Origin of the sequence: Sphingobacterium sp. UDSM-2020, assembly GCF_016132525.1 — a bacterium.
Lineage (GTDB): Bacteria > Bacteroidota > Bacteroidia > Sphingobacteriales > Sphingobacteriaceae > Sphingobacterium > Sphingobacterium anhuiense.
On record NZ_CP066166.1, the window covers coordinates 1008054 to 1031330 of the forward strand.

Below are 23277 nucleotides of genomic sequence, written 5' to 3' on the forward strand. Positions count from 1 at the left end.
ACTAAAACCTATGCTAATGAAAAAGTATATTCTTTCTTATTTTATTCTTTCGATTTTATGTTGCAGCTCGCTTCTACTTTCGGCACAACAATTAAAGATATTAACATACAATATCCATCATGCTAACCCTCCTAGTGAAAGTGCCGACGTTATCAATCTAGATACGATCGCATCCATTATCAAAAAAACAAATGCAGATCTAGTTGGTCTACAAGAAATTGATGTTAACTTAGATCGATCCCAAAATATTGATCAGGCAAAGAAATTAGCTCAACTCACAGGTTTGCACTACTTCTTTTCTAAAGGAATTAATCTGGATGCGGGTGAGTATGGGACTGTGATCCTTTCGAAATACCCTATTGTTAAAAGTGAACGTTTCGAACTTCCATCACCAATTGAAAGTGAGAAGAGAAGTTTAGGCATAATCCATATAAATATAAAAGGAAAAGTAGTCAAGTTTGCTAATACGCACCTTGATTTGAAAAATGAAAATAGGCTTGCGCAAACGGCTTTTATCATTGACAAATTTAAGAATGATAAAAACCTTGTTATTCTAGTCGGTGATCTAAATGCAGCACCTGCAGAACAACCAATCCGTAATTTAGAGCAAATATTTACACGCAGTCAAATCAAAAATGGATTTACAATACCTGAAGTAAATCCTGATCGTGAAATTGATTTTATCATGATAAATAAAGGAAGTCAGTTTAAATTTAAAAATCATCACGTTTTATCTGAAACTTATGCAAGTGATCATAGACCTGTATATGTTGAAATTAATGCCCAATAATAGCTCATGAGTATCAATAGAAGAAAATTTATAGAGGCCTTAACCTTAGCGGGCATAACATTACCAAGCATCGGTTTGGCTGAGGAAAAAAAAGAACTTAGCGACAACGAAAAATTTGATTTTATCGTACCAGCATATTTGCAAAATCAAATCAATAAGAGTATAAGTATCTTTTCCATTTTAAGCAGACCTGCATTTGCATGGTTGGAGATCTTGGACGACAACAACCAGGTAATTGACACGATATATCAAAGCGAAGATGGTATGTTAGAGGCTAATACTGACTTATTTAAATTTACTATACATGAAGCGCCTAGAGTCTTTAAATATAGAATAGTAGCTAAAGAAGTTCTTAAATTTGAAGCTTATAAAATTGTTTACGGAGAGGAAATTAAAACCAACATTTTTTCTACCAAATTAGCTGAAAAAGATCAGGACAAAATTAGATGTTTGATATATAATGATGTACACGAAGCGAAAGACACGTATAAGGATCTAGTTCCAAGTCATAATATAGAAGCATATGATTTTTCTATTCTAAATGGCGATTCTTTTCATTATGTTACAAACCAAAAAGATATAACAGAAAAACTGCTTCAACCCTTTTCATTTTTTGAAACCAGCAGGCCTTTTATCATGAATCGCGGTAATCACGAAACAAGGGGTTCATTTTCTCGTCTTTTCAAAAAGTTGTTTGGCTATCCTGAAAATAAATTTTATCAATCCTTCAAATTGGGCCCTATTTACTGGATTCTATTAGACAGTGGGGAGGATAAACCAGATACACATGAGGTGTATGGAGGAACTGTAGATTATGACAATTACCGTAAAGAACAGGCTATTTGGTTAGAGAAAGTTTTGCAATCGAAAGAAAGAAAGGCCTCTCAGCATACCGTTGTTGTCAGCCACATTCCTATTTTTCACTCTGATGACTGGCACGGAACATTACATAACCGCTCAAGCTTTCATCCATTATTTCAGAAGTATAAAATTGATGCGATGATTACAGGACATACGCACAAATATGGGTATTATCCGCCTGACAAAGATCATAATTATACGATCTTCATCGGTGGAGGTCCAAAGGTTGGAGAACGTACAATAATAGATGTGAACGGTGATAAGAAATCGTTAGATATAAAAATGATCAAAGATAATGGCGATGTATTAGGTCATCTTAAAAAGGCATAATTATTACTAATTATTGCACATAAAAAAGGCGTTTACTATGTAAACGCCTTTTTTATAAAATTAATAATTACTCTGATTATTCTCCTTCTTCTAAGAAAGGGTATTTATAGTTTGTATCTGGATTAAAGGTTTCTTTAATCGTACGTGGAGATACCCAACGCAATAAGTTGATCATTGATCCGGCTTTATCATTTGTACCAGAGCCACGTGCACCACCGAATGGCTGTTGCCCTACTACGGCACCTGTACACTTATCATTAACATAGAAATTACCTGCTGCATTACGCAATGCATGTGTTGCCTGTGCGATTGCATAGCGATCTTTAGCGATAACTGAACCTGTTAAAGCATAAATAGAGGTTTTATCAACGATTTCTAATGTTTCTTCCCATTTCTCATCTTCATAAACAAAAATTGTCAAAACTGGCCCGAACAATTCTTCTGACATTGTTTCATAATCTGATTTTTTAGCCACAATAACGGTTGGAGAAATGAAGTAACCTTTAGATTTATCGTATGTTCCACCGATCACAACTTCAGCATCAGCAGATTCTTTTGCACGATCAATATATTTTGAAATCTTATCAAATGATTTCTCATCAATAACTGCATTGATGAAGTTTGTAAAATCTTCTGTTCCACCAATTTTGAATGAATTCACATCTGTAGTCATTGCATCTTTCAATGCTGGCCACATCGATGCTGGAACATAAGCACGTGAAGCAGCTGAACATTTTTGTCCTTGATATTCAAATGCACCGCGAACTAATGCTGTATTAGTTACTTGCAAATCTGCTGTTGGATGAACTAAAATAAAATCTTTACCTCCAGTTTCACCAACTATTCTTGGATATGTCTTGTAAAGATGGATATTCTCACCGATTGTTTTCCAAATATCTTGGAAAACTCCTGTAGAACCTGTGAAGTGGATACCAGCAAAATCAGGATGTTTGAAAATTACATCACCTGCATGCGGTCCAGATACATATACTAAGTTAATAACACCTGCCGGCAAACCTGCTTCAATAAAAATCTCCATTAACACTTGCGCAGAATATATCTGAGCATTAGATGGCTTCCATACGACAACATTTCCCATCATAGCAACACATGATGGTAAATTACCAGCAATAGCTGTAAAATTGAATGGTGTCAAAGCGAATACAAAACCTTCTAAAGGACGTTGCTCCACACGATTCCATACACCTTTTCCTGATACTGGTGGTTGCTGTGCATAGATTTCTGTCATGTACTGTACGTTGAAACGTAAGAAATCTGTAAACTCACAAGCTGCATCAATTTCTGCCTGATAAGGGTTTTTTGACTGCGCTAACATGGTAGCAGCATTCAACTTATAACGATATTTGGTCGATGCTAGTTCTGCTGCTTTCAAGAAGATTGCTGCACGGTCTTCCCATGGCAAATTCTCCCAATTACTTTTAGCAGCCAAGGCGGCATTAATGGCATCAGTGACATGACTTTTAGTGCCTTGACTATATTGTCCCAAAACATGTTGGTGATCGTGTGGAGGATTGATAGATACTTTATTATCAGTACGGACTTCCTTTCCGCCTATATACATAGGTACGTCAACTTGCTTAGCACGAGCTTCATCAATCGCCGCTTTTAATAATTTGCGTTCTTTTGTTCCAACAGCATATGAGTACACTGGCTCATTTGTAGGTGTCGGTACATTAAAAAATCCTTTTATCATAGTAATAATTTTATATTTTCAAAAAGCTGAATTTCAATGAATTCATAGAATTCAACATAAATTTACAAGATTTTAATCCGTGTTCCAATTATTGGATTAGTCTTTAACAGTACTGGTAAAAATATGTTTAAACTTTTCCAATTTTGGTTTAATCACGTATTGACAATATCGATCTTCCTTATTATTCGCATAGTAATTTTGATGATAATCTTCAGCTTTATAGAAAGTAGTAAATGGATTAATTTCTGTCACGATAGGACGGTCATACAACCGTTCTTCTTTCATTTTTTTTAGATAAAAATTAACTTTTTCTAATTGTTCTTGATCATGAACAAAAATTGCAGAGCGGTATTGCGTACCAATATCATTACCTTGCCTATTCAATTGTGTAGGATCATGTGCGATAAAAAAAGCTTCTAACAAGGTATCGAATGTTATTTTCTTGGGGTCATACAAAACATTGATCACTTCAGCATGTCCTGTATTCCCTGTACTGACTTGGCTATATGATGGATCCTTCGTTTCTCCTCCAGCATAGCCTGAAATAACTTGCTGTACACCATCAAGTGTTTTAAATTGAGCTTCAACACACCAAAAACAACCTGCTGCAAATGTTGCAGTATCTACCAGACCATTCTGATGATCTGGCAACTGTTCAAATGATTGCGGTTCTTTTTTAGCAATATTAGATTGACAGGATAACAATGCATTACTTGTTGCCAAAAGTACAAGCATAGCGATATATTTATGAACCATCTCTATAACCCTTAAATTAAAAAAGCGGTAAAATGTTATCATTCTACCGCTTTTGTTTCGCTACTAAAATTAAAAACTATTTAGCGGCAGCATAATTTTTTGCTACTGCATCCCAGTTGATGACATTGAAGATCTCTTCTAAATATGCAGGACGTTTATTTTGAAATTTTAAGTAATATGCATGTTCCCAAACATCAATACCTAAAATAGGTGTACCTTTAACTTCAGCCACATCCATCAATGGATTATCTTGATTAGGTGTCGATGTTACTTGTAATTTACCTTCTGCATTCACAATTAACCAAGACCAGCCAGAACCAAAACGTGTAGCTCCTGCATTTTGCAATTGTGTTTTCAATTCTGCAAAAGAACCAAATGTTTCATTGATTGCCGTTGCCAATTCACCAGTTGGCTCACCACCAGCATTTGGACCTAATACTGTCCAAAATAATTTGTGGTTATAGTGACCACCACCATTATTACGTACTGCTGCAGGATATTTACTGATATTTTTAACGATATCTTCTAAAGATAAGTTCTCAGCTTCTGTTCCAGCAATTGCCTTATTTAAATTATCTACATATGCTTGATGATGTCTATCATGGTGGATTTCCATAGTAGCTTTATCAATATGTGGTTCTAATGCGTCTGACGCGTATGGTAGCGCTTCTAATACAAATGCCATAATTATTATTTTTTATGTTTATTTAAAGATTGTTTCTATGCAAATATAACGTTTAATATACCTTTATGTTTCGTTTTGCGATTAAATAATCACTAAGCTTTTAACGTTTTTGACGAAAAAATGATTTAACAAGTTCAGCACATTCTTCCCCCAACTTACCATGCTCTACAATTGTTTTGGGATGTAAAATTTTATCATGAAATTGAGAATATCCTCTTTTTTCATCTTGAGCTCCATATACAATTCGGCTGATATGTGTCCAATAAGCTGCACCTGCACACATTACGCATGGTTCTACAGTCACATAAAGTGTGCAGTCGACCAAATATTTACCTCCCAAATGATTTGCAGCAGCCGTAAAGGCTTGCATCTCGGCATGGGCTGTTACATCATTTAGACGCTGTGTCAGATTGTGCCCCCTACCGATAATATTACCTTTATGCACAATTACCGCCCCTATGGGCACCTCCCCTGCGGCTAATGCTAATTTTGCTTCCTTCAATGCTTGCTGCATAAAAAAATCGTCAGCATTGTCTACAGATGTTCCTTCAAAATCGATATACCGCATTTTACATTAATTTTGCACCATTAGGCACTTTTTTTTCTACAGTTGTTAAAATGATATCCCCGTTGTCATCAGCAAAACCGGTAACTAAACATTCCGAGAAAAAATTTGCGATTTGCTTCTTGGGGAAATTAACAATAGCAACAATTTGCTTACCTAATAATTCTTCTTTACTATAATACACCGTGATCTGAGCACTACTTTGTTTTATTCCCAATTCATCACCAAAATCAATCGTTAATTGATAAGCTGGTTTTCTTGCTTTTGGAAAATCGGCAACATTTAGTATTGTACCCACACGCATATCAACTTTTTCAAAATCATTCCAAGATATTTCTTCCATTACAAACGATTACTTTCGATACTGCTTAATGACTTGGCCAGTGTAAATAAAACATATTCTCGATCGCGGTGTAATTTTGCCATCAAATGGTTAATCAATTTTTCTTCTTGATTTTCTTCGAAAACTAAATCTTCATCAGTTAGATGATTATATTTTCTTTTTATTTTTTCTTTTGCTGTAATCCAATCAAATGTTGTTATTTTAAGTCCCATCATTTTTTAGGTATAAAATTTGCTGTTATTTTTGAAACTTGTTCATAGTTTAGTTAAAGATACAATTTATATAGAAAATAAAAGTTATGAAGAAAATTTTACCTGCATTACTATTAATTTGTGGTAGTGTTGCTACTGCAAATGCACAATTGTTACCAGGAGTAGAAATTGGTTTAAAGGGTGCCTTAAACTTTTCTAAATTTAAAAGTGATGGTAAGTATTTCAATTCAGACAACAAAGCAGGATATCAAGCAGGTTTGTATGGGCGTGTTGGTGTATTGGGTTTCCATGTGCAACCGGAGATTTACATTACAGGCAAAAATACTACGATTAAAGCTGAAAACGGACAGACAACAGATGTAAAGTTCACTTCTGTTGATATCCCTGTTCTCTTGGGTAAGCGATTTGGTTTAGGACCAATTGGAGCAAGAATCCAAACTGGACCAATATTTTCTTTTAAAGTAGATGATAAACAAGATATGAAGATCCCTGAATTAGATCCAAATAGCTACAAAAAAAATGGTACATCTTGGACATTTGGTGTGGGTGCTGATGTTTCAAGTCTTCGTGTTGATCTACGTTATGAAATGGGTCTAAGCAAAATCAACAACAGTAGCCAAGCAAATCCAAAAATTAATATGTGGAGTATAGGATTAGGCTATCGTTTATTTAGTTTATAGTACTTTTCAATCAAATCATAAAAGGCTCGTTATCAAAAATAGCGAGCCTTTTTCAATAACGGTTTAGAATAGTTCTAAATTACTTCTTTTTCTTGTCAAAATTGTATCATATTTAATATCAAATAGTAGATTTGCCTAATTAAATTAAATTACAAAGAATAATGAGTAAATCAAAGCCAGTTTTAAGTTCTTCAATCGGGAAGAAGCTAATCATGAGCTTAACGGGACTTTTCTTATGTACGTTCCTAATTGTTCACTTGATTGGAAACTTGCAGTTATTTAAAGATGACGCGGGTTTAGCGTTCAACAAGTACGCCTATTTCATGACGCATTTTACACCTATCAAGGTTGTGTCTTATTTATTGTATGCTTCGGTGATTATTCACGTGATCTATGCAATCGTGATTTCATTAAAAAATAAGGCTGCTCGTCCTATTGGATATGCATCTTATGATGGAAGCGCAAACAGCAAATGGAACTCACGTAATATGGGTATTTTAGGTACTGTTATCTTAGTATTCTTGGCGACGCACATGTCAAACTTTTGGTGGAAATACCATAATGATCAAACACCTTATATCGAATATCGTACCGATCTGTCGAATGGTGTAACGACTCATCAAGAGATCCAAGCGTCAGATTTTCATGATTACTCAGTCGTTGTTGAAAATGGCGTTGAAATCGTAAAAGCACGTGACTTGTATAAGCAGGTAGACTTTGCATTTAAAAACGTTGCTCTAGTAGCATTATACGTAATTGCAATGGCTGCTTTAGCATTCCACTTGATTCACGGTTTTCAATCTGCTTTCCAAACAGTTGGATTCAATCACAAAAGATACATTGGATTGGTTCAATTTATTGGAGTATGGGTATTTGGAGTAGTTATTCCAATTCTTTTCGCAGCGATGCCATTATATTTCTATTTCCGTTAACAATATTTTAGGATGGTGCTATAAGGCACGATCTAATAAATAAAATATAAGATATGTTAGATTCAAAAGTACCTGCGGGGCCATTGGCCCAAAAATGGTCAAAACATAAATTTGAAATGAAGCTGGTTAACCCTGCTAACAAACGTAAATTTACAATTATCGTTGTTGGGACAGGATTGGCGGGAGCTTCTGCAGCTGCTTCTTTAGCAGAGTTAGGTTACAATGTAAAGACTTTCTGTTATCAAGATTCACCTCGTCGTGCGCACTCAATCGCGGCACAAGGTGGTATTAATGCTGCAAAAGATTATCAAAATGACGGTGACTCTGTTTTCCGCTTATTTTATGATACTATTAAAGGTGGTGATTACCGTGCTCGTGAGGCAAACGTTTATCGTTTAGCAGAAGTATCGACTAACATCATCGATCAATGTGTGGCTCAAGGTGTTCCTTTTGCTCGTGAATATGGTGGTTTATTAGATAACCGCTCATTCGGTGGTGCCCAAGTATCACGTACATTCTACGCACGTGGTCAAACAGGACAACAATTATTATTAGGCGCATATTCGGCTTTAAACCGTCAAATTCATAAAGGTAAAGTAAAATCATACACTCGTCATGAAATGCTTGACCTTGTTAAAATTGATGGACAAGCTCGTGGTATCATTACTCGTGACCTAGTTACAGGTAAAATCGAATCACATGAAGGTCATGCTGTATTATTGTGTACTGGTGGATACGGTAACGTTTTCTTCCTTTCGACTAATGCAATGGGATGTAATGTAACTGCTGCTTGGAGAGCTCACAAACGTGGTGCTTTATTTGCAAATCCTTGTTATACTCAAATTCACCCAACTTGTATTCCTGTTACCGGTGATCACCAATCAAAATTAACTTTGATGTCAGAATCATTGCGTAATGATGGTCGTGTATGGGTTCCGAGAACAGTTGAATTGGCACAAAAACTTCAAAAAGGAGAACTAAAAGCTGTTGATATCAAAGAGGAAGATAGAGATTATTTCCTAGAGCGTAAGTACCCATCTTTTGGTAACTTGGTACCTCGTGATGTGGCTTCTCGTAATGCTAAAGAAGCAGTGGATGAGGGACGTGGTGTTGGTAAAACAGGTGTTGCTGTATTCTTAGACTTTGCGGAAGCAATCGGTCGTTTGGGAGAAGATACTGTACGTGAAAAATATGGTAACTTATTCGACATGTACTACCAGATTACAGACGAAAACCCGTACAAACAACCTATGCGTATCTACCCTGCTGTTCACTACACTATGGGTGGTGTATGGGTTGATTATAACTTAATGACAACTGTCCCTGGATTATATGCGTTAGGAGAATGTAATTTCTCTGATCACGGAGCTAACCGTTTAGGAGCTTCTGCTTTAATGCAAGGATTATCGGATGGTTACTTTGTTATTCCTTATACTGTTGGAGATTACTTAGCAAACTTAGGCTCTTTTGCCCCTATTGATAAAAATCATCCTGCTTTCGAAGAAACTCGTAAAGAGGTTGAAACTAGAATCAATGCGCTATTAGCCTTGAATGGTACTAAAACTGTTGATGATCTTCATAAAGAATTAGGTTTGATCATGTGGGAATACTGTGGTATGGCCCGTACAGCTGAAGGATTAACTAAAGCTAAAGGATTGATCCAAAACTTGAAAAAAGAATTCTGGTCAAATGCCAAGGTATTAGGCGAAAATGAAGAGTTAAACATGTCTCTTGAAAAAGCTGGCCGTGTTGCTGATTTCATCGAATTGGGCGAATTAATGGTTGATGATGCATTGAACCGCAGAGAATCTTGTGGTGGTCACTTCCGCTTAGAATCTCAAACTGAAGAAGGTGAAGCTTTACGTATTGACGAAGAGTTTACTTACGTATCTGCTTGGGAATTCAAAGGTGAAAATCAACCAGAAGTTCTTCATAAAGAAGAGTTAGTTTTCGAAAACGTTAAATTAACACAAAGAAGTTATAAATAATATCAATTGACTACTTTATTAGTAGTCAATTGATGACTCAATATTATTATTATGAGTGCACATATGAATTTAACGCTAAAAGTTTGGCGTCAAAAAAACGATAAATCTAAAGGTCAATTCGTAACTGTACAAGCAAATGATATCGCCGATGATATGTCATTCTTAGAAATGCTTGATATCGTAAATGATGAATTGACTCGCAAAGGAGAGGATCCTATTTACTTTGATCATGACTGTCGCGAAGGTATTTGCGGAATGTGTTCATTAGTGATCAACGGACGTCCACACGGACCAAAATATGGTATCACTACTTGTCAATTACACATGCGTTCATTCCACGATGGACAAACAATTGTTATTGAGCCTTGGAGAGCAGCTGCTTTTCCAGTTTTAAAAGATTTAGCGGTAGATCGTACATCATTTGACCGTATCCAACAAGCGGGTGGTTATACAAACGTAAATACGGGTGGCGCACAAGATGCAAATAACATTTTGATTCCAAAACGTATTGCGGATGAGGCTTTCGAGTCTGCGACATGTATCGGTTGTGGGGCTTGTGTTGCAGCTTGTAAAAATGCTTCAGCAATGCTTTTTGTTTCTGCTAAAATATCTCAATTCGCGTTATTACCTCAAGGTCAAACAGAACGTTATGAGCGTGCTCAGGCGATGGTTGATCAAATGGATGCAGAAGGATTTGGTAACTGTACTAATACTGGCGCTTGCGAAGCGGAGTGTCCTAAAGGTATCAAATTGACTAATATCGCTCGAATGAATCGCGAGTACCTAGGTGCTAAGCTTTTCAGAGAAGAGGATATCCACGGATAAAAGAACATCACTTTATAGATAAGTCCTTACAATCTTTTTGTAAGGACTTTTTTTATATATTTATATATTCAATCTCAATAAATAGATAATATAGTGCCGATATCCTCCAAAATAAGAATTTTACTTATACTGCTGACGCTAAGCTTTATCGTTACTGCTATTACTTTACAAAAGTCTATTACTAGTAAAGATATCTTAAATTTTGAAACCGCCAATCTAGAATCTAAAATTCATGAAAAAGAAGAAGTAATTGATGAATTATTTGCGGATCCAATTATTTTAAAAACATTCAAAAATGCAGAAAAATATCCTGAGCAGTCATATCATATACTTGAAAAGTATAATAAAGATGAGGGAATCGCACTTTTTATTTTTAAAAACCATGAACTTCTACTCTGGAGTACAAACCTATTTGTACCCCTAACTGATGCTGGACTCAAAAATCCGGTCAACTATATCGCGACTAATGATCGCTCATTTGTTGTTAAAAAGAAGGAGATCGGAAATACGACAGTATTAGCCTATGTAATGGTTAAAAAGTATTTCAACATTAATAACGAATATTTCACTAAAGCATTTTCGCCTTTAATAACAAAGAGTACAAACATCGAAATTGCTGATTATGATGATAATGTAAACATTAAAAATATTTATAGCAAAGACAAAACTTACTTATTTTCTATTAAACTAAAATCTGGTCAGGTACAAAATATTTTTAGTATCCTACAAACACTCTGCTGGATACTCGCTGCAACATGTTTTATCACTTTAATACATAATCTCGCGAAACTACTCGTAAATAAGGAAAAAATAATACTTGGAATTTTACTCTATCTTACAGCATTAATTGTTTTACGTTATCTAGACCTTAATTCTAATTGGTTGAATATCCATGCTAATTTGGGCATATTCAATCCTAAAAATTATGCCTATAACTACCTTTTTCCAAATATCTGGGGACTACTTATTACAGTCTTTTTCATATTTCTTTTCATATTATTTCTATATAATATCAAAGACTCATTTTCAATTGAGAAGTATCTGAAAAAGAAAGGCTCGAAAATAATCTTTGCAGTTCTTTCCATCCTAAGTGTCTATTTCTTCTTTACTATTCTTTACAGAACTTTAGGCACACTCATTACACACTCCACTACAACTGTGGTAGACTTCACAAAACTTGTTGAGCTAAATATATTTACATGGATCGACCTTTTTATTATGTGCGTAAGTCTCGTCACATTAATATTATATATCGATCTGGTTATTTCTAATATAAAAAAATTACAGATATCAGATACGGTATTAATTAATATACACTTGAGTTGTCTCATCTTATTTATTTTAATCGGGACTTCATTAAGTGAAAATAATGGGCTCGTTAATATCCTACTTGCACTTATAATATTAATAAGATCATTCAATTCGTTTCTAAAAAAGAAGTTCAGACTAGCTACACATATCATCGTTATCATTCTTTTATCTACAATCTTTTCCATTTATCATGGACATTTCTTCAAAATGAAAAAACTGGAGAACATGAAGCTTTTTATCAGCAATTTGGAAGCAGAAGATGACATTAATGCTATTTCATTATATACTGAAATTGAAAAAGATATTTTAAATGACGAGCAACTCAAACATTTATTTAAAATAAGTTTACCAAACACCAGTACACAAACCATAAGTGAATACATTGAAAAAAAATATCTTAGTGGGTATCTTTCTAGATATGAATTTTTGGGATTTTACTACAATAACAATAAGGAACTTGCTCCTTACAAAAACAATAAAGTAGATGAGTACAGAGAAAAAGTTATTAAAAACTCGTTAAAGATTAGTAATAATTTCTACAGATTAAACAGCGAACTGGGAACTCATGAGTATTTTTCTATTATCAATATTCAAATTGATAAACAAAACACTGTCTCTCTATACCTTAATCTAAAGAATAGATCATTTAATTACAGCCTGCCTTATCCGGACATACTAGTTGATTCCAGATTAAATAAAATGGAGGCACAGTCATTTAATAATAGTTCCATCGCATTGTTTAAAGATGGGAATTTAGTGACCCAATATGGAAAATATAACTACCCAAGTCATGACAATGGTTATCCGAAGAAATTGGGAGAATATATCAATTTGGATAGTAGGGATGATTATTTTCATATCATGTATAGGCCTAATAATTATACTACTTTTTTAGTTAGTTATCCAAAAGAGACACCATGGGAATATTTAGCTACCGCATCATTTTTATTTCTGGTTATTTTTATCTTTTTTTCTATCTCTTCCAGTGTTAGATATGGCTTTAAAATTTTAAAGAATAAATCATTCAAAATCAGAAGCATAAAGTACCATTTCCTTTTTTTAGTAAATAGTATACAATACAGTTCCAGAATACAAACATTGTTTATATCTTCCATCGTGCTGGCAATTTTGATCTCTGGAATTATATCTTTCGTAAGTATAAGTATGCAACTTTCGTATAATAATACTTTGGAAAGAGAAAAGACTGTAACAGATATTAGTAAAAGACTTGAAAGTATAGTTAGTACAGCGTCTACTGCTGAAGAAAAAGAAGAAAGATTGATCTATTATCTGAAATTATTATCAGAATCGCTTTCAAAAGATTTTTCACTCTATTCAAAATCAGGTCGTCTATTATTCAGTTCACAACCCAAGATTTATGATTTAAATATTTTATCAACGTTTATTAACCCGAGTGCATTTAGAAAACTCTCCCTTCTTAAAAAATCAGAGACTATTGAAGAGGAGGTCGTTGGTGATTTTAGGTACGAATCCAGTTATGCAACTATTAGAGATGAAAACTATGCTACTATAGCGTATCTGGGTATACCGAATTTTAATGCACAGAAAGATGATAACTTAAATAAAAATCTACTTTTAAACACATTAATTAATATCTATTCTCTAATAATCATTGGATTTGGTTTTTACGCGGCTTTTGTTGCCAATAAAATCACAGAACCATTAAATTTGATCAGTAAAAAAATAGCCCAAACAAATCTTGGACAACAAAATGAACCTTTATTTTGGCAACGCAATGATGAGATTGGGGGGCTTATTAAAGAATACAATTTAATGATATTAAAACTTGAGGATTATGCAAATAAAATAAAGGATAATGAAAGGGAGTCTACTTGGCGAGAAATGGCACAGCAAGTTGCTCATGAGATCAAAAATCCACTGACACCAATGAAACTTGGGATCCAACAATTGACAAAATCTTATCATGATAACGATGCAAAATTTGAGGAACGTTTTAAACGTATCACCGCATCTTTTATTGAACAAATTAATAGTTTAACCCATATAGCTAAAGAATTCTCAGCCTTTGCAAAATTGCCAGATACTAAATATGAAAAGGTCAATTTGGTGGAAAAAATTAATAAATCAATTGCTGTATATAGTCAAAATCCGCATGCTCAGATTCAATTAATGAATCAAACAAATCAGGCTTCTATATTTGTGGAAGCTGACCGGGATCAATTATTAAGAACGTTTAATAACTTACTGAAAAATGCTATTGAAGCAGGTTTTGGAAAAAGGAAAATAAAAATCGATATCAGCATTTCAAATGGAGAACATGAGACATACATTATTAAAATAAAGGATAACGGTCTAGGTATTCCACAAGAAATGCGGGCAAAAATCTTTGAAATTAACTTTACGACTAAAAGCTCCGGAACGGGACTTGGGTTAGTTTTTGTTAAGAAAACAATTGAAGCCATGGGTGGAACTGTAAAATTCGATTCTATAGAGGATCAGGGAACGACATTTCAAATTACTGTACCGAAATACAAAGGTTCATAGCAAAATATTCGTCATGATTGGGCGGAATTTAGATTACTAATATACAAAATGCGAGGTAAAGAAATAAGGAGTTCAAATTGAACTCCTTATTTCTTTATCGTATGACTCGTAATAAACAACGTATATAGTACTATTTTAATACAACAGTTGATCTTCCCATGATAGCATTGTCGGCATACAAAAGAACAGTATAAGCTCCCTTAGTGAACTTTTTATCGTCTTTCCAATATAATGAATATTCTTCACCATGATTGGTAAAGTCTATTGTGCTTTTAAAAGTATATTGGAGTTTTTCACTATGTGCATAAAAAGTATTGTCATCCTGATTGATAATAAGATTACCTTGAGGATCAATAATACGTACAAAAATATCTTTTTTCCCCACTTTTGCAAGGGTATTATCTGCAATATTAAAATTTATACTTAATTTATCAACTCTCTTTGCCCTTTCCTCTACTTCAACTTTATCGTTTCTTTTTTCCTGTAGTCCATAAACCGCAATATTAGAAACTTTGATAGCTGCAGCGACATTTACCTTTGAAGCTAAATTTGTATTTGAGCTTTCCAAATTACTAATCTTAGTGGAGGAAGCTGAGACTTCTTTTTGTAATAAGCTATTCTTCTCCGCTAGAATTTTATTTTCCTGAATAAGTCTATTAACATCCAAACTAAAATATGCAACTTCACTTTTCAACGAAGTAATTGTCGACTGTGCATGATCAATATCACTCTGTGACAATTGTTTCTGCGCTAATTTAGTTCGTAAGTCTATGATTTTTTTTCTTGCATTTTGTTCTTTCTCGATTAAAGGAGGAGATAATTGAATATTTTCAATTTTCATTTTATCGAGCTCTGCTTCAATACGATCGATCTCCACTTCAAGGTTCTCTTTTTCAACCGTTAGTGCATAGACCTTCTCTCCTGAAGACTTAAATTTAACATAAAAATAAACATTTGTGACAATAAGCGCCGCGATTGCTATTATAAAAAAATAAACTTTTGATGTATTTTTCTTAATCTCTTCCTGCTTATTACCTTTTACTAATTCAGTTTCCATTACCCTTGAATTCCATTTATATTTGACTTATTAAGTCATAGTAGATACATGTCTACAACAAATATTATTCCAAATTTAAATTTTAACAATATTAAAAGAATAATATCTTAAGTCTTAAGGACTGCTTTTGAACAATTCAAGCTCAAAGCGTCTCAAAGCTTAATTAGGACTGTTTTTTCAAAACCATTAAATTACTCATAATCAATTCCTTAATAAAGTTATCAAAATAAATCTCCGTTTCGAAATGACCAATATATTGCTGTACTAAATGTTTTTCTATTGTTCCATTCAAATCAATTGAAACAGAGGATCGATCTTCAATTTTAACGACAGTTTGTCCAAATTTTATATATTCTTTGTCTATCTTCAACAGGTCTAATCGTTCCTCCTCAATATCAATAATTACACCCTTCTCTAATTCTCCTCTTCCACAGAATTCTATTTCTATCCCCAATTCGGCAAAGCTCATTCTTATCAAATCACGTATGGTAATATCTTTGGCGACATATTCCTCCCCAAAATTAAATTGAGATTTTTCCATCCAATATAAATGAGCAGATAAGTCCTTGATATATATTCTATTTTCTAGACCAAGAGCGATATGAACCACCTCCCTTATAATTTTTTGTACAATATTTTTTTCGATCAAAGTACTGTTTCTAAAATTAGAAAATTTGTTAAATAAAAAATTCTAAACAAGTAAAGCTATAGTTTCCTATAGCTTTATCTATCTTCAAAAAGAATACCTTAATTTACTCTTGAAAAAGTGAACACTAAATATGCTTCGCCATTTGTAATGGTTACCGGCATACGCATAACTAATTTACTAGCGTCTGAGTATGATAAATCTAAACGGTAGCCTGTAATAACATTTTTAGCTTTATCGCCAGCATAAATCTTTTTAAACTGAAACTGTGGTTGTCCGTTATTCTTTCCTGGATTGAATATAGACCATATAATATCTCTGGAAGCACCAGGGGCACATAATTTACCGTCTGCTGAAAATGAGATGTTTCCTTTACCATTACCTGGCAATGTCCAAGTACTTCCTATAAAGCATTCAGCAGGTGCTTCTTCAAATACACTTTTAATGGTATAAGATGCGGGTAAATTCTCGCGATCAATAGTGTTTAAAACCCAAGTTCCTTTTACAGCTCCTTTCCAGTCAGAGGCACTAGGCCCTGTAGACATCGCAGTAGATGAAGAACTAGATGCTGTTCCTTTTGGTTGCATACTACAAGCCGAAAAAAGAAACAAACTCAACATGAGAGTTGTGATAGATAAAAGAACTCGATTCATATTCATTAATTTTATAGTTACTTATTGTATTTTTGCTGTAAATATAACAACAAATCATGATTGAGACATCCAAAAATCATACCATTAGTAAGATTGTAGCAAAATCACTATTGCGTCTTTTCGTTTTACTTTTAGCACTAGCTTCTGTTCCTATATTATCGAATAAGGGAACCCAGTCTAATTTAGATGCTAAACACGTTGCATTTCCAAATGAAATGGCAGTAGTTGCTCCTGCATTGCTCTTTATCATTTTTGTAGTTTTACTGATTGTCATGTTAAAAAACAAATATTTAAGAGTCGATATTAATTGGCAATTCTCATTATGCACGATTTTCCTATTGATCTACTTAATTCTATTATACTCCCGTATATATCCCCTAATTGCATAATCCAAATAAATACAATATCATTAATCAAATTAATATCTTTGAGAATTAATGAATAAAGTCAAAACATAGACTTAAATATCTAATGAATAAAAAACTAATTTGGAAAATTGTTAAGAATATACTGAAAGTAGTTGTTACTGTTGCTGCTCTTTATTGGGTATTTAGTAAGGTTTCTATCCAAGATCTAAAAGATGCTCTATTAAAATCAAATCCGCTGTTCCTTTTATTCGCATTTTTAGCATATGCCATCTCAATTCTAATATCATCCTCTCGCTTACTTAGCTTCTTAACTGCAATCGGACTTCATGTTTCTGAGAGATATAATTTTAAACTTTATCAGCTTGGCTTGTTTTATAATCTTTTCTTACCTGGAGGTGTTGGAGGTGATGGATATAAAATATATTTTCTTCGAAAAAAGTATAGTATTAAAGGTCGAAAGTTACTTGGAGCATTATTCTTTGACCGATTAAGTGGTCTGTGGGCGCTATGTTTAATAATTGCGGCATTAATCATTTTTATGCCTCAACTTGGAATTCCTAATTACTTAACAATTTTAGGATTTATCTTGGGTACAACGCTTTATTATTTTTTGGTAGGCAAATTTTTCAATGATTTTAAGGCAAATTTCATCAAAACACATCTAAAAGCAATAGGTGTACAGTCAATGCAAGTAATTGCTGCTATTATGATATTATACGCCCTAGGCTTTGATGGAAAATTTTCTCCTTATCTCTTTCTCTTTCTCGCTTCTTCATTAGTGGCAATAATTCCATTTTCCGTTGGAGGATTGGGTATGCGAGAGCTAGTTTATATGTGGGGAGCTAATTTTTTTCACCTTGATTCACATTTAGCTGTCTTGATTAGTCTACTATTTTATATTATATCGGCATTCATGGCCTTTACTGGTTCGTACTACATATTTCATCCCTCTGCTTTAGGGACCGAAAAATTACCATCTGTTAAAGAAATAGAAGAATCTCAGACGGAAGATTAAATAAATAAACATGGCAAATATTATAATAACAGGAGCAAGCAGTGGAATTGGGTTTGAAGCTGTTTTGGATCTCACGGCAAAAAAAGAAAATAATGTTATCGCACTTGCTCGATCTGCAGATAAACTAAAGCGCCTTCACGAAATTGCTAAGGATTTGAATTTCGACGGGGGTAATTTATATCCAGCTCAGTTTGATATTGTTTATGATGATTATCAAACTTTATTACCATTTATCAAATCAAAATTTGAACAGGTAGATATCCTGATCAATAATGCAGGAGTGCTTATCAATAAACCTTTTATGGATAGTTCATTGGAAGAAATTGCATCGATGTTTCAAACCAATGTATTGGCACATGCTAATATGATTCAACATATCGTCCCTTTAATGCCCGAAGGATCTCATATTCTCAATATAGGAAGTATGAGCGGTTTTCAAGGCTCTTCCAAGTTTAGTGGCTTAGCGGCTTATTCTTCTAGTAAAGCAGCTTTGGCAGTATTAACAGAGTGCTTGGCTGAAGAATTTAAGGATAAAGGTATCCGCGTAAATTGCCTTGCTCTTGGATCTGCACAAACTGAAATGTTTGAAGCAGCTTTTCCAGGAATAGAAGCTGGTAAACTCGCTTTTGAGATGGGAAGATATATTGCGGAATTTGCCCAAAATGGACATCAATATTATAATGGTAAGATTCTACCTGTAGCATTAACAACTCCTTAATAAAAAAGTCTCAAAAGTAGCGTGCCCCCAGAAAGTGTTTAACTTTTCGGGGGCATTGCAAAAAGATGCTTTTTTATAAACCAATATGTTCATTTTTATTGGATTTCGGTCCATCTTTACTGATTGCCTTTGGGTTATCTTTCAAGTAATGCCAAGTAATCTTATCTTCAAATTGTTGACCTTTCCTTGATGCTTTTACCTGGATAATATTATCCCCTTCTTTCAATTTAACATTTTGAAAAATATAATGGACATCAGTTTCTCCGATAACAAAGTTCTTTTCTTCAACACCATTGACCAACAAAGTAGGTTTACCTAAATTAGAATAGACTGTCACCGGAGTAATCTCGTTTACTCTCTCAATAACACGTCTTTGTGTCAGATATAATACAGGTTCTTTACTCCAGTTAGCTTTGTACCAATAAAAAGGATCTTTCTTGAGTTTTCTATCAAACGTAACCAATCCTTTGTAATTCCTTGGTTCAACATTGAGTGCTGTAATCGGAGTAGCAAAGTCAAATGTATTCCAAAGATAAGAGGCCAAAAAGATCGGATGTCTTTTAATCGTTCCCCAATGTATTTCATGGAACTTTGTGGAAAATTCTTCGGGAAAAAATGCTGGATTCGCCCATTGATTACCTACATCTCCAACAACCTCTTGTTGATGACTAGGATTAGCCTCGGCTCCATACTCTGAAAAAATAATTTTATAATCTTTAAAATCTTTCGAGATTTGATCTGCCCACTTATCAACATCACGAATAACACCATTATACCATCCGAAATAATGGTTGATTCCCTGTATATCTGCATTATTATTTACAGCATGGTTGATGACATTATAGCCGCTCACTTGCACCGTATAGCGATATCGATCTTCGGTCTTAGCTAAATCATTTAATTTTGTTGTTAACTCGATTGTGTACGCATTAGGCGTATAAACCTCATTATGGAGACCCCATGTATAAATAGAAGGATGATTATAGTTTTGTCTTATAAGTTCTGTCAATTGCTGTTTTGCATTTGCTTCCTCTAAGGTCGTTACACGATTAACAAATGGGATTTCTGCCCAAACAATAAATCCAATACTATCGCATTTTTCATAGAAGTATGCAGATTGTTGATAGTGAGCTAATCGAATAGTAGTTGCTCCAATTTCCTTGATGATAGCCAAATCTTCATCATGATCAGCATTTGATAACGCGGAACCCTTTCCCCATCGATCCTGATGTCTTGTTACTCCATACATTGGATACTTAATATCATTCAAAAAGAATCCCTCTCCTGTTCTTAATTCAAATTTTCGTAAACCTAGAGGCTGAATCACTTCATCTAGTACAGTATTTCCATCAACAAGCTGTGTAACTACTTTATATAGATATGGGTCCTCCAGACCTTGCCATAAATGTGGATTTGTTAAATTAAAGTCTTGCATTACTTCTTGTCTACCCTGCGGAAGTAAACGATATTTTTTTATATTCTTGGCTTTCACAGCGCCGTTTTGTTCAAAAATCGTTGACACCACTTGTAAATCTCTTGCGTCATGATTTTTATTTTCAAGTTTCACTTTTAAATTTATTGATGCACTTTTTTTATTAACGTCCTTTTGACTTATATATACTCCTGAAGAAGCATAATCGGATACTGCAATATTAATCTTATCCGTCACAATAAGTTCAACCGGACGATAAATACCACCATACATAGGGAATAGCGTATGATTGACTGGTATTACTTGTGGAGTTGCTTCATTGTTAACTTTTACAAGAATCTCATTTTCAACTCCAAATTTCAACAAATTAGTCAATTCCAACACGAATGCTGAATAGCCCCCTTGATGTCTTCCCACAATCTGATAATTACCATTTATAGCTGACGCATCATAAACTACATTTCCCTTTTCCTTCTTCGCAGGCAACGGTGAATTATTAATGTAAACTTCTGTGTTAGTATTTACACCTTCAAATTTTATAAAAATGCGCTTACCATTCCAAGAAGATTCGGGAATAAAAGTTTTACGATAATAGGCATCTCCCACATAAAATTTTTCATTAGATGTAAATCGATCATTACGTACTTGCATATCTTTTGAGTTCCATGTATGAGGAACAGCTATAGATTGCCATGTTCCAGAAAAAACATTCCCATACTGTAAGAGATCTGTAGTAAAGGGGCCTTTTTTGAAAGCCCAATCTTGATTGAAAGAAATAACTTCTCTAGAAAAGGAAACTGAGGTTAAAATTGTTAAGAAAAATAAGGTGACGATTGCCTTGAAATTCATAATAATAAAATAAAGGTTTTGTTCAATAGTATCCATCATAAACATGATGATGGAGTGTAAAACAAAGATATAAACCTAATTGTATTACAAAGAAGAATTGACTTTACTAGAAAACTACATAGAAGTTAATATTGAGCAAAAAAATGCTGTTGCATCACAGAAAACCAATTTACAACGTTATCGTACTTTTACTAAAATAGAGATGATGTCACTTAAATAATACTAACTACAGGTTACTATTATAAGCTTTTTATCCATTTAACTAAATCATTCAAGACTTCACTATTCATGGTTTCACTAATATGCTCATACTCTGAAACAGCCCCAGTTGTCGATTTTTGAAATAAGTGATTCAATCCTTCATATTTCTTTAGAACTGTTTTTGGATTATATGGTAGATTATTCTTTAAACTTTTTAGATTTTGGTCAGCAGGAACCTGAACATCTAAATTCCCAAATGCGGCATAAACCGGCACTGTAATTTTTTTAATAAAAGGAATGGGATCAATCCGCATGAAATATCTATAAGATGGCAACAAGAGTGTCTCTAATTCCAATTTACTCGATGAATTCAATTGTGCTGGATCTATTTTCATATTATCAAGAATCATTGCCATAGCCTCCATATGCGGCCTATTACTTTTAACAACCTCAAAATTCCTTTTATTAATCTCTTTGGCATGTGATAATGCTAGTTCTGACATGCCTGCTACTTTACCAATGCGATATAGCTGTGATACCATTAGAGAGTCGATAGGAATGGCTGGACCTGCTAAAGAAACAATAAAAGAAAGCGCCGGAAATTTTTGTCCAGCCAACAATTCTGCGATTAAACCACCCTCACTATGCCCGATAATACCAATTTTGCCGGGATCTACATTTGGTCTTTCCTTTAGAAAATCTATTGCTGCCATTGCGTCTTTACTGAAATTCTCAATTGAGGCATTTATAAAACTTCCTTTTGACAGTCCGACCCCCCGATCGTCGTAGCGAAGAACAACAATATTATTTTTTGTTAAAAAATCTGATAATATTCTAAAAGGTTCATGTCCCATTAATGTTTCATTGCGATCCTGGGGACCGCTTCCTGTCACTAAAACTACTGCAGGGAATTTACCTTTTTGTCTAGGTGTGGTTAAGGTGCCACTTAATAGGACATCATCATATTTATTTCTAAAATTGACATCTACTGTATCGTATGAATAAGGAGGAAAAACACGTTGAGATCTTATTGTCTTGATATTATTAGGGGTTACCTTTATTTTCATAAGATCTAACTTGGCTCGAAATGTCCCTTGTTGAAACTCACCACCTATTAAATCATCCTGTTCCATTTTCCCGATATAACTAATTCCTCCTTCAATCAGTACTTCGATTCCGTTACCATTAACGTTTGCCTTCGCGGGAATGCCAAAAGCTCCCTGATCTGGACTATCCGCTGTTGCCTTCCATACACCATTTTCCTGAGATAAATGAATTATAAAAACCAAACTGGAATGTCCTACTTGCAAATTACCTTTCCAGTCCCCTACGAAAGTTTGGGAAAAAGCAGTTATTGTTATAAACAACAGGAGAAATGTACCAACTATTTTTTTAATCATTATATGTAATAAAAGAGAATAAAGAAGATAAAGCTTCCATTAACATTACAACAAGTACCAAAATCAAGCCATTATAATTTTTTTCTATTTATAACAGTAAGAAATCCTTTAAATAAGTAAATAGAAGAAAGAGATCAGCAAGCAAAGGCTGAGAATAACACCAAAAAAGGGATAATTCAATCTGCTTTATCAACATTTTGGTTACCCAATGGATTTACTACATTCTGGAAATTAAATCTACCATCGGGTTTAGCCATTTAGTTGTATTTAATAAAGCCATAGCATAAATGACAGACCTTGCAACCAATACGGTTATTAGCATATCTATAAATCTCAGACTCGAATTCAATATTTTTCCAAGTAGAAATATAATGATTGAAAATAAAGATGTTGTTAAGATATTGTGATATTATAATTGTA

Annotated in this window: 21 protein-coding genes; 10 read left to right on the top strand and 11 right to left on the bottom strand. The window is 33.9% G+C overall.

Annotated features, from left to right (window positions below):
- The first annotated feature begins 16 nt into the window (after positions 1 to 16).
- Both JAZ75_RS04245 and JAZ75_RS04250 read left to right on the top strand, forming a co-directional pair.
- Positions 17 to 790, top strand: a complete 774-nt coding sequence (locus JAZ75_RS04245) for an endonuclease/exonuclease/phosphatase family protein (protein ID WP_208700387.1) — start codon at positions 17 to 19, stop codon at positions 788 to 790.
- 6 nt (positions 791 to 796) lie between these two features.
- Positions 797 to 1981 (top strand): metallophosphoesterase family protein, encoded by a 1185-nt coding sequence (locus JAZ75_RS04250; RefSeq protein WP_208700389.1) that lies wholly within the window; start codon positions 797 to 799, stop codon positions 1979 to 1981.
- A gap of 76 nt (positions 1982 to 2057) precedes the next feature.
- Here JAZ75_RS04250 and pruA read toward each other — a convergent pair whose 3' ends face one another.
- From pruA to JAZ75_RS04280, 6 genes are all read right to left on the bottom strand, one after another.
- Positions 2058 to 3695: an L-glutamate gamma-semialdehyde dehydrogenase gene (gene pruA, locus JAZ75_RS04255; protein WP_208700392.1), complete on the bottom strand. Its 1638-nt coding sequence runs from the start codon at positions 3693 to 3695 to the stop codon at positions 2058 to 2060.
- Between the two features lie 96 nt (positions 3696 to 3791).
- Positions 3792 to 4451, bottom strand: coding sequence for a peptide-methionine (S)-S-oxide reductase MsrA (gene msrA / locus JAZ75_RS04260; RefSeq protein ID WP_232789353.1), 660 nt, complete (start codon positions 4449 to 4451; stop codon positions 3792 to 3794).
- A gap of 76 nt (positions 4452 to 4527) precedes the next feature.
- A complete protein-coding gene (locus tag JAZ75_RS04265; protein ID WP_021191919.1) occupies positions 4528 to 5136 on the bottom strand; it encodes a superoxide dismutase in 609 nt (202 codons plus the stop codon).
- 100 nt (positions 5137 to 5236) lie between these two features.
- Complete coding sequence (locus JAZ75_RS04270) at positions 5237 to 5704, bottom strand: nucleoside deaminase (RefSeq protein WP_132771517.1); 468 nt, start codon at positions 5702 to 5704, stop codon at positions 5237 to 5239.
- A gap of 1 nt (position 5705) precedes the next feature.
- Positions 5706 to 6044, bottom strand: coding sequence for a tRNA-binding protein (locus JAZ75_RS04275; protein WP_208700394.1), 339 nt, complete (start codon positions 6042 to 6044; stop codon positions 5706 to 5708).
- Positions 6044 to 6259, bottom strand: coding sequence for a hypothetical protein (locus tag JAZ75_RS04280; protein WP_183916254.1), 216 nt, complete (start codon positions 6257 to 6259; stop codon positions 6044 to 6046). The genes JAZ75_RS04275 and JAZ75_RS04280 overlap by 1 nt, the downstream gene beginning before the upstream one ends.
- 83 nt (positions 6260 to 6342) lie before the next feature.
- Here JAZ75_RS04280 and JAZ75_RS04285 point away from each other — a divergent pair, with 83 nt between their 5' ends.
- The 5 genes from JAZ75_RS04285 to JAZ75_RS04305 all read left to right on the top strand — a co-directional run bounded on the left by JAZ75_RS04285 (position 6343) and on the right by JAZ75_RS04305 (position 14518).
- Complete coding sequence (locus tag JAZ75_RS04285; protein WP_208700396.1) at positions 6343 to 6936, top strand: porin family protein; 594 nt, start codon at positions 6343 to 6345, stop codon at positions 6934 to 6936.
- 161 nt (positions 6937 to 7097) lie between these two features.
- Positions 7098 to 7868 (top strand): succinate dehydrogenase cytochrome b subunit, encoded by a 771-nt coding sequence (locus JAZ75_RS04290; RefSeq protein WP_021191914.1) that lies wholly within the window; start codon positions 7098 to 7100, stop codon positions 7866 to 7868.
- A gap of 53 nt (positions 7869 to 7921) precedes the next feature.
- Positions 7922 to 9856, top strand: a complete 1935-nt coding sequence (locus JAZ75_RS04295; RefSeq protein ID WP_132771521.1) for a fumarate reductase/succinate dehydrogenase flavoprotein subunit — start codon at positions 7922 to 7924, stop codon at positions 9854 to 9856.
- A 51-nt stretch (positions 9857 to 9907) separates the two neighbouring features.
- Positions 9908 to 10681 carry a succinate dehydrogenase/fumarate reductase iron-sulfur subunit gene (locus JAZ75_RS04300; RefSeq protein ID WP_021191913.1) on the top strand — a complete coding sequence of 258 codons (774 nt, stop codon included), beginning with the start codon at positions 9908 to 9910 and terminating at the stop codon, positions 10679 to 10681.
- A 93-nt stretch (positions 10682 to 10774) separates the two neighbouring features.
- Complete coding sequence (locus tag JAZ75_RS04305; RefSeq protein WP_232789354.1) at positions 10775 to 14518, top strand: sensor histidine kinase; 3744 nt, start codon at positions 10775 to 10777, stop codon at positions 14516 to 14518.
- 130 nt (positions 14519 to 14648) lie between these two features.
- Here the strand turns inward: JAZ75_RS04305 and JAZ75_RS04310 are convergent, their stop codons facing one another.
- The 3 genes from JAZ75_RS04310 to JAZ75_RS04320 all read right to left on the bottom strand — a co-directional run bounded on the left by JAZ75_RS04310 (position 14649) and on the right by JAZ75_RS04320 (position 16874).
- On the bottom strand, positions 14649 to 15575 hold the full coding sequence (locus JAZ75_RS04310; RefSeq protein WP_132771522.1) for a hypothetical protein: 927 nt from the start codon (positions 15573 to 15575) through the stop codon (positions 14649 to 14651).
- Positions 15576 to 15738: 163 nt separating this feature from the next.
- The gene (locus JAZ75_RS04315) at positions 15739 to 16116 is read right to left on the bottom strand and encodes a hypothetical protein (RefSeq protein WP_208700398.1); all 378 of its coding nucleotides are present in this window, start codon (positions 16114 to 16116) and stop codon (positions 15739 to 15741) included.
- A 206-nt stretch (positions 16117 to 16322) separates the two neighbouring features.
- Complete coding sequence (locus tag JAZ75_RS04320) at positions 16323 to 16874, bottom strand: lipocalin family protein (protein WP_132771524.1); 552 nt, start codon at positions 16872 to 16874, stop codon at positions 16323 to 16325.
- A gap of 56 nt (positions 16875 to 16930) precedes the next feature.
- Between JAZ75_RS04320 and JAZ75_RS04325 the strand changes: the two genes are divergently transcribed.
- From JAZ75_RS04325 to JAZ75_RS04335, 3 genes are all read left to right on the top strand, one after another.
- The gene (locus JAZ75_RS04325; protein ID WP_084825409.1) at positions 16931 to 17263 is read left to right on the top strand and encodes a hypothetical protein; all 333 of its coding nucleotides are present in this window, start codon (positions 16931 to 16933) and stop codon (positions 17261 to 17263) included.
- Positions 17264 to 17345: 82 nt separating this feature from the next.
- Positions 17346 to 18257, top strand: a complete 912-nt coding sequence (locus JAZ75_RS04330; protein WP_168127884.1) for a lysylphosphatidylglycerol synthase transmembrane domain-containing protein — start codon at positions 17346 to 17348, stop codon at positions 18255 to 18257.
- Between the two features lie 10 nt (positions 18258 to 18267).
- Complete coding sequence (locus JAZ75_RS04335; RefSeq protein ID WP_208700400.1) at positions 18268 to 18975, top strand: SDR family NAD(P)-dependent oxidoreductase; 708 nt, start codon at positions 18268 to 18270, stop codon at positions 18973 to 18975.
- A 73-nt stretch (positions 18976 to 19048) separates the two neighbouring features.
- On the opposite strand, the gene JAZ75_RS04340 is transcribed toward JAZ75_RS04335, so the two are convergent.
- Together JAZ75_RS04340 and JAZ75_RS04345 are read right to left on the bottom strand one after the other, a co-directional pair.
- Entirely contained in the window at positions 19049 to 21256 is a 2208-nt protein-coding gene (locus JAZ75_RS04340; RefSeq protein WP_208700402.1) for a glycoside hydrolase family 2 protein, read from the bottom strand.
- Between the two features lie 239 nt (positions 21257 to 21495).
- The gene (locus JAZ75_RS04345) at positions 21496 to 22857 is read right to left on the bottom strand and encodes an alpha/beta hydrolase family protein (RefSeq protein WP_208700404.1); all 1362 of its coding nucleotides are present in this window, start codon (positions 22855 to 22857) and stop codon (positions 21496 to 21498) included.
- Positions 22858 to 23277: the final 420 nt, after the last annotated feature.